Origin of the sequence: Streptomyces sp. NPDC001381 (genome assembly GCF_042895685.1) — a bacterium.
Taxonomy (GTDB): Bacteria; Actinomycetota; Actinomycetes; order Streptomycetales; family Streptomycetaceae; genus Streptomyces.
Genome location: NZ_JBIAWO010000001.1, coordinates 22,650 through 28,904, shown reverse-complemented (window position 1 = coordinate 28,904; position 6,255 = coordinate 22,650). Strand labels below are relative to the sequence as shown.

The window sequence follows — 6,255 nt, the reverse complement described above, 5'->3', positions numbered from 1 at the left end:
CCCGCGGGCCCGCGGGGGCGGGGGGGGCGGGGCGGGCGGGGGGGGGGGGGGGGGGGGGGGGGGGGGGGGGGGCCCCCCCCCCGGCCCCCCCCCCCCCCCCCCCGCCCCGGCGTACCGCCCTGCGCTCAGCCCGTGACCTCGACCGCGGCGAGGTTCCTCTTGCCCCGCCGCAGCACCAGCCACCGCCCGTGCAGCAGCTCCGAGGCGTCCGGCACCGCGTCCTCGGCCGTGACCTTCACGTTGTTCACGTAGGCCCCGCCCTCCTTCACGGTGCGCCGCGCGGCGGACTTGCTGGCGACGAGCCCGACCTCGGCGAACAGATCCACCACCAGGCCCGGCTCGGCGACCTGGATGTGCGGCACCTCGGAGAGCGCCGCGGCCAGGGTGCGGTCGTCGAGCTCGGCCAGCTCGCCCTGCCCGAAGAGGGCACGGCTCGCGGCGATCACGGCGGCCGTCTGGCCGGCGCCGTGCACCAGCGTCGTCAGCTCCTCGGCCAGCGCCCGCTGCGCGGCCCGCGCCTGCGGCCGCTCCTCGGTCTGCCTCTCCAGCTCCTCCAGTTCCTCACGGGACTTGAAGGACAGGATCCGCATGTACTTCGAGATGTCCCGGTCGTCCACGTTCAGCCAGAACTGGTAGAACGCGTACGGCGTCGTCATCTCCGGGTCGAGCCAGACCGCGCCGCCCTCGGTCTTGCCGAACTTGGTGCCGTCCGCCTTGGTCATCAGCGGCGTCGCCAGCGCGTGCACCGACGCGTGCGGCTCCAGCCGGTGGATCAGGTCCAGGCCGGCCGTGAGGTTGCCCCACTGGTCGCTGCCGCCCTGCTGGAGCGTGCAGCCGTAGCGCCGGTAGAGCTGGAGGAAGTCCATGCCCTGGAGGATCTGGTAGCTGAACTCGGTGTAGCTGATGCCCTGGTCCGACTCCAGACGCCGGGCCACGGAGTCCTTCGTCAGCATCTTGTTGACGCGGAAGTGCTTGCCGATGTCACGCAGGAACTCGATGGCGGACAGACCGGCGGTCCAGTCGAGGTTGTTGACCATCACCGCGGCGTTCTCGCCCTCGAAGGACAGGAACGGCTCGATCTGGGCGCGCAGCTTGCCGACCCAGCCGGCGACGGTCTCCGGGTCGTTCAGCGTGCGCTCCGCCGTCGGCCGCGGGTCGCCGATCAGGCCCGTCGCCCCGCCGACCAGTGCCAGCGGCCGGTGACCGGCCTGCTGGAGCCGGCGCACGGTGAGCACCTGCACCAGATGCCCGACGTGCAGGGACGGCGCGGTCGGGTCGAACCCGCAATAGAACGTGACGGGACCGTCCGCGAGCGCCTTGCGCAAAGCGTCCTCGTCAGTGGACAGGGCGAACAGCCCGCGCCACTTCAGCTCGTCGACGATGTCCGTCACGGTTCTCGTATCTCCTTGATGATCTTCTTGACGCTCTTCGGCCGGTCGGGCGACCGCCGGCTACGAGGTTATACGCCCTGACTGACAGAGCTCATATTGAAGTCCGGCACCCTCAGCGCGGGCATCGCAGCCCTAGTGAACCAGTCGCTCCACTCGCGGGGCAGCGTCTTTTCCGTGCGCCCCGCCTCCGTGGCCCGGCCCAGCAGGCCGACCGGCGACTCGTTGAACCGGAAGTTGTTCACCTCGCCCACGACCTCGCCGTCCTCGACGAGGTAGACGCCGTCCCGGGTCAGACCGGTCAGCAGGAGGGTCGCCGGGTCCACCTCGCGGATGTACCACAGGCAGGTCAGCAGCAGCCCGCGCGCGGTGTTCGCGACCATCTCCTCCAGGGAGCGGTCCGCACCGCCGTCGAGGATCAGGTTGTCGATCCCCGGGGCCGTCGGCAGCCCGGTCACGCCCGCCGTGTGCCGGGTGGTGAGCAGGTGCTTCAGCTCACCCTCGCTGAGCCACTCGGTGGCGGCCAGCGGCAGCCCGTTGTCGAACACCGACGAGTCGCTACCGGAGGAGTGGGCGATCACGAAGGGCGCCGACTCCAGGCCCGGCTCGTTCGGGTCGCTGCGCAGGGTCAGCGGCAGCTCGGACAGCTTCTCGCCGAGCCGGGTGCCGCCGCCGGGCTGGGAGAACACCGTCCGGCCCTCGGCCGCGTCCCGGCCCGACGCCGACCACATCTGGTAGATCAGCAGGTCCGCCACGGCGGTCGGCGGCAGCAGCGTCTCGTACCGCCCGGCGGGCAGCTCGATCCGCCGCTCCGCCCAGCCGAGCCGTACGGCGAGCTCGGCGTCGAGCGCCGCCGGGTCGACGTCCTTGAAGTCCCGGGTCGAGCGCCCCGCCCAGGCCGAGCGGGTACGGTCCGGGGACTTGGCGTTGAGCTCCAGCGTTCCGTTGGGCTGGTCGTGCCGCAGCCGCAGCCCCGTCGACGTGCCCATGTACGTCGACACCACCTCGTGATTGGCGAAGCCGTACAGTTCGCGGCCGCCGGCACGCGCGCGTGCGAAGGCCTCGCCCAGCGCGGGCGCGAAGTCGGCGAACACCGCGGACGAGGTCTCCGCGGGTGCCTCGGTGAACTCGGGGGACGCCGGCACGCCCCTGACCAGCGGCTGCGCGTCCTCGGCGGGACCGGCGCCGTGCGCGGCGGCCTCGGCGGCCCGCACCAGCGGCTCCAGCTCGTCCGCGGTGACCGCGGCCCGTGAGACGACCCCGGAGGCGGTGCCCTCCTTGCCGTCGACCGTCGCGATCACGGTGAGCGTACGCGTGCGCGTGACGCCGTTGGTCGTCAGCGCGTTGCCTGCCCAGCGCAGGTTCGCCGTCGACTGCTCGTCGGCGATGACGACACACCCGTCGGCCCGCGACAGCTCGAGGGCGCGCTCCACGACCTCGTGCGGCTTGTTGGTACGGGCGCTCATCGGCCGGCCTCCTGCGTGGTGTTGAGGATGTTGACGCCCTTGAACAGGGCCGACGGGCAGCCGTGCGACACGGCCGCGACCTGACCCGGCTGGGCCTTGCCGCAGTTGAACGCGCCGCCGAGGACGTACGTCTGCGGGCCGCCCACCGCGGCCATGGAACCCCAGAAGTCGGTGGTCGTCGCCTGGTAGGCCACGTCCCGCAGCTGCCCGGTGATCCGCCCGTTCTCGATCCTGAAGAACCGCTGGCCGGTGAACTGGAAGTTGTACCGCTGCATGTCGATGGACCAGGACCGGTCACCGACGACGTAGATGCCCCGGTCGACGCTCCCGATCAGATCCTCCGTCGACATCCCCGCCGGATCCGGCCGCAGCGACACGTTCGCCATGCGCTGCACCGGCACATGCCCGGGGGAGTCGGCGAAGGCGCACCCGTTGGAGCGCCCGAGCCCGGTGAGCCTGGCGATCCGCCGGTCCAGCTGGTAGCCGACGAGCGTGCCGTCCTTCACCAGGTCCCAGGACTGCCCCTCGACGCCCTCGTCGTCGTAGCCGATCGTCGCCAGGCCGTGCTCGGCGGTCCGGTCACCGGTGACGTTCATCAGGTCGGAGCCGTAGCGCAGCTTGCCGAGCTGGTCGAAGGTGGCGAAGGAGGTGCCGGCGTAGGCGGCCTCGTAGCCGAGCGCGCGGTCCAGCTCGGTGGCGTGCCCGATGGACTCGTGGATGGTCAGCCACAGGTTGGACGGGTCGACGACCAGGTCGTACAGCCCCGGGTCCACGCTGGGGGCGCGCATCTTCTCGGCGAGCAGCTCGGGCATCCGCTCCAGTTCCTCGTCCCAGTCCCAGCCGGTGCCGGTGAGGTACTCCCAGCCGCGCCCGACGGGCGGCGCGATCGTCCGCATCGAGTCGAACTCGCCGCTGGACTCGTCGACCGAGACGGCCGTCAGCGACGGATGCAGCCGCACCCGCTGCTGGGTGGTCACCGTGCCGGCCGTGTCGGCGTAGAACTTGTTCTCGTGGACGGTGAGCAGCGTGGCGTCGACGTGATTCACGCCGTTCGCCGCCAGCAGCCGCCTGCTCCACTCCGCGAGCAGCGCGGCCTTCTCCTCGTCGGGCACCGTGAACGGGTCGATCTCGTACGACGACACCCATGTCTTCTCGGCGTGCACCGGCTCGTCGGCCAGCTCCACCCGCTCGTCCGACCCGGCCGCCCTGATCACCTGCGCGGACAGCTTGGCCATCGCCACGGCCTGGGCGGCCACCTTGGCGGCCGCGTCCATCGTCAGGTCCACGCCGGACGCGAACCCCCACGTACCGCCGTGCACCACCCGCACCGCGTATCCCAGGTCGGTCGTGTCCGACGACCCGGCGGGCTTGGCGTCCCGCAACCGCCAGGACGCGCTGCGCACCCGCTCGAACCGGAAGTCCGCGTGCTCGGCCCCGAGCGCACGCGCGCGTGCGAGGGCGGCGTCGGCGAGGGCGCGTAGGGGTAGGGCCGTGAAACTTTCATCGATGGTATGAGGCACCTACGTATCTCCCTGATGTCGTCGCCTGTGAGGCTCCGATCATGTCGCGCCGAGCAGCCCCCGGACCACACCCTTTCCGACCGGCGTCGGCAATTTTCTGTAGAGACCCCACAGTCAGTCCCGTAACCCACTGTCGGTGCCCGAATGTCCGCGCGCGGGGGCGGACCGATAGGTTTCGGAGGAAGCCGCCTGCCGTCAAGGTCCCGGGCAGGTGTGCCAGACCCCTATTCGAAAGGGTGATCCGTTGAGCCGCTCGGTTCTCGTCACCGGAGGAAACCGGGGCATCGGCCTCGCCATCGCCCGCGCGTTCGCCGACGCCGGCGACAAGGTCGCGATCACGTACCGCTCGGGCGAGCCGCCGGCCGGCTTCCTTGCCGTCAAGTGCGACATCACCGACCCCGAGCAGGTGGAGCAGGCCTACAAGGAGATCGAGGCCGAGCACGGCCCCGTCGAGGTCCTGATCGCCAACGCCGGCATCACCAAGGACCAGCTCCTGATGCGCATGTCCGAGGAGGACTTCACCTCGGTCATCGACACCAACCTCACCGGCACCTTCCGCGTCGTCAAGCGCGCCAACCGCGCCATGCTGCGCGCCAAGAAGGGCCGGGTCGTCCTGATCTCGTCGGTCGTGGGGCTCTACGGCTCGCCCGGGCAGGCCAACTACGCGGCCTCCAAGGCCGCCCTCGTCGGCTTCGCGCGCTCCCTCGCCCGTGAGCTGGGCTCGCGCAACATCACCTTCAACGTCGTCGCGCCCGGCTTCGTCGACACCGACATGACCAAGGTGCTCACCGACGAGCAGCGCGCGGGCATCGTCTCGCAGGTCCCGCTCGGCCGGTACGCGAAGCCGGAGGAGGTCGCCGCGACGGTGCGGTTCCTCGCCTCGGACGACGCCTCGTACATCACTGGAGCCGTCATCCCCGTTGACGGCGGACTGGGAATGGGTCACTGATCACCATGAGCGGAATTCTCGAGGGCAAGCGCGTCCTGATCTCCGGTGTGCTGATGGAGTCCTCCATCGCCTTCCACGCCGCCAAGCTGGCCCAGGAGCAGGGTGCCGAGATCATCCTGACCGCGTTCCCGCGGCCCACGCTGACCGAGCGCATCGCCAGGAAGCTCCCCAAGCCCACCAAGGTCATCGAGCTCGACGTCACCAACGACGAGCACCTGGGCCGCCTGGCCGACCTGGTCGGCGAGGAGCTCGGCGGCCTCGACGGCGTCGTGCACTCCATCGGCTTCGCCCCGCAGGACGCGCTCGGCGGCAACTTCCTGAACACGCCGTTCGAGTCGGTCGCCACCGCCATGCACGTCTCGGCGTACTCCCTGAAGTCGCTGACCATGGCCTGCCTGCCGCTGATGCAGAACGGCGGCTCGGTCGTCGGCCTCACCTTCGACGCGCAGTTCGCGTGGCCGCAGTACGACTGGATGGGCCCGGCCAAGGCCGCCCTGGAGGCCACCAGCCGCTACATCGCGCGCGACCTGGGCAAGCAGAACATCCGCTGCAACCTGATCTCGGCGGGCCCGCTCGGCTCCATGGCCGCCAAGTCCATCCCGGGCTTCGGCGAGCTGGCCTCCGTGTGGGACACCCGCTCCCCGCTGGAGTGGGACCTGAAGGACCCCGAGCCGGCCGGCCGCGGCATCGTCGCCCTGCTGAGCGACTGGTTCCCGAAGACCACCGGCGAGATCATCCACGTGGACGGCGGTCTGCACGCCATCGGCGCCTGATCTCCGGTTGTGCTTCCGACGCCCCGTCTCCCGCCCCGCGCGGGAGGCGGGGCGTCACCCGTCCGGCGTAGCTGACCGGGCGGTGGAGTGCTCCGGGCAGGCACGCTGAAGTGCGCGTTCCTTCACGCGCTTCCCTCCCCAGCTCTGCCGAGGAGGTTC

General features: G+C 71.0%; 5 protein-coding genes. 2 read left to right on the top strand and 3 right to left on the bottom strand.

Annotated elements, in window-relative coordinates; genetic code table 11:
• Nucleotides 1-125 precede the first annotated feature (125 nt).
• The 3 genes from tyrS to ACFY2L_RS00135 all read right to left on the bottom strand — a co-directional run bounded on the left by tyrS (nucleotide 126) and on the right by ACFY2L_RS00135 (nucleotide 4,374).
• On the bottom strand, nucleotides 126-1,391 hold the full coding sequence (tyrS, locus tag ACFY2L_RS00145) for a tyrosine--tRNA ligase (RefSeq protein ID WP_390656140.1): 1,266 nt from the start codon (nucleotides 1,389-1,391) through the stop codon (nucleotides 126-128).
• A 68-nt stretch (nucleotides 1,392-1,459) separates the two neighbouring features.
• The gene (locus ACFY2L_RS00140) at nucleotides 1,460-2,854 is read right to left on the bottom strand and encodes a metallopeptidase TldD-related protein (RefSeq protein ID WP_390656141.1); all 1,395 of its coding nucleotides are present in this window, start codon (nucleotides 2,852-2,854) and stop codon (nucleotides 1,460-1,462) included.
• Nucleotides 2,851-4,374 carry a TldD/PmbA family protein gene (locus ACFY2L_RS00135; protein ID WP_390656142.1) on the bottom strand — a complete coding sequence of 508 codons (1,524 nt, stop codon included), beginning with the start codon at nucleotides 4,372-4,374 and terminating at the stop codon, nucleotides 2,851-2,853. The genes ACFY2L_RS00140 and ACFY2L_RS00135 overlap by 4 nt, the downstream gene beginning before the upstream one ends.
• A gap of 244 nt (nucleotides 4,375-4,618) precedes the next feature.
• On the opposite strand from ACFY2L_RS00135, the gene fabG reads away from it, so the two are divergent.
• Both fabG and fabI read left to right on the top strand, forming a co-directional pair.
• Complete coding sequence (gene fabG / locus ACFY2L_RS00130) at nucleotides 4,619-5,323, top strand: 3-oxoacyl-[acyl-carrier-protein] reductase (RefSeq protein WP_390656143.1); 705 nt, start codon at nucleotides 4,619-4,621, stop codon at nucleotides 5,321-5,323.
• 5 nt (nucleotides 5,324-5,328) lie between these two features.
• Nucleotides 5,329-6,096 (top strand): enoyl-ACP reductase FabI, encoded by a 768-nt coding sequence (gene fabI, locus ACFY2L_RS00125; RefSeq protein WP_390656144.1) that lies wholly within the window; start codon nucleotides 5,329-5,331, stop codon nucleotides 6,094-6,096.
• The last annotated feature ends 159 nt before the right edge of the window (nucleotides 6,097-6,255 follow it).

Coding starts and splice junctions, on each gene's coding strand:
- ACFY2L_RS00140 (WP_390656141.1), bottom strand. CDS start 2,854: ATGAGCGCCCGTACCAACAAGCCGCACGAGGTCGTGGAGCGCGCCCTC.
- fabI (WP_390656144.1), top strand. CDS start 5,329: ATGAGCGGAATTCTCGAGGGCAAGCGCGTCCTGATCTCCGGTGTGCTG.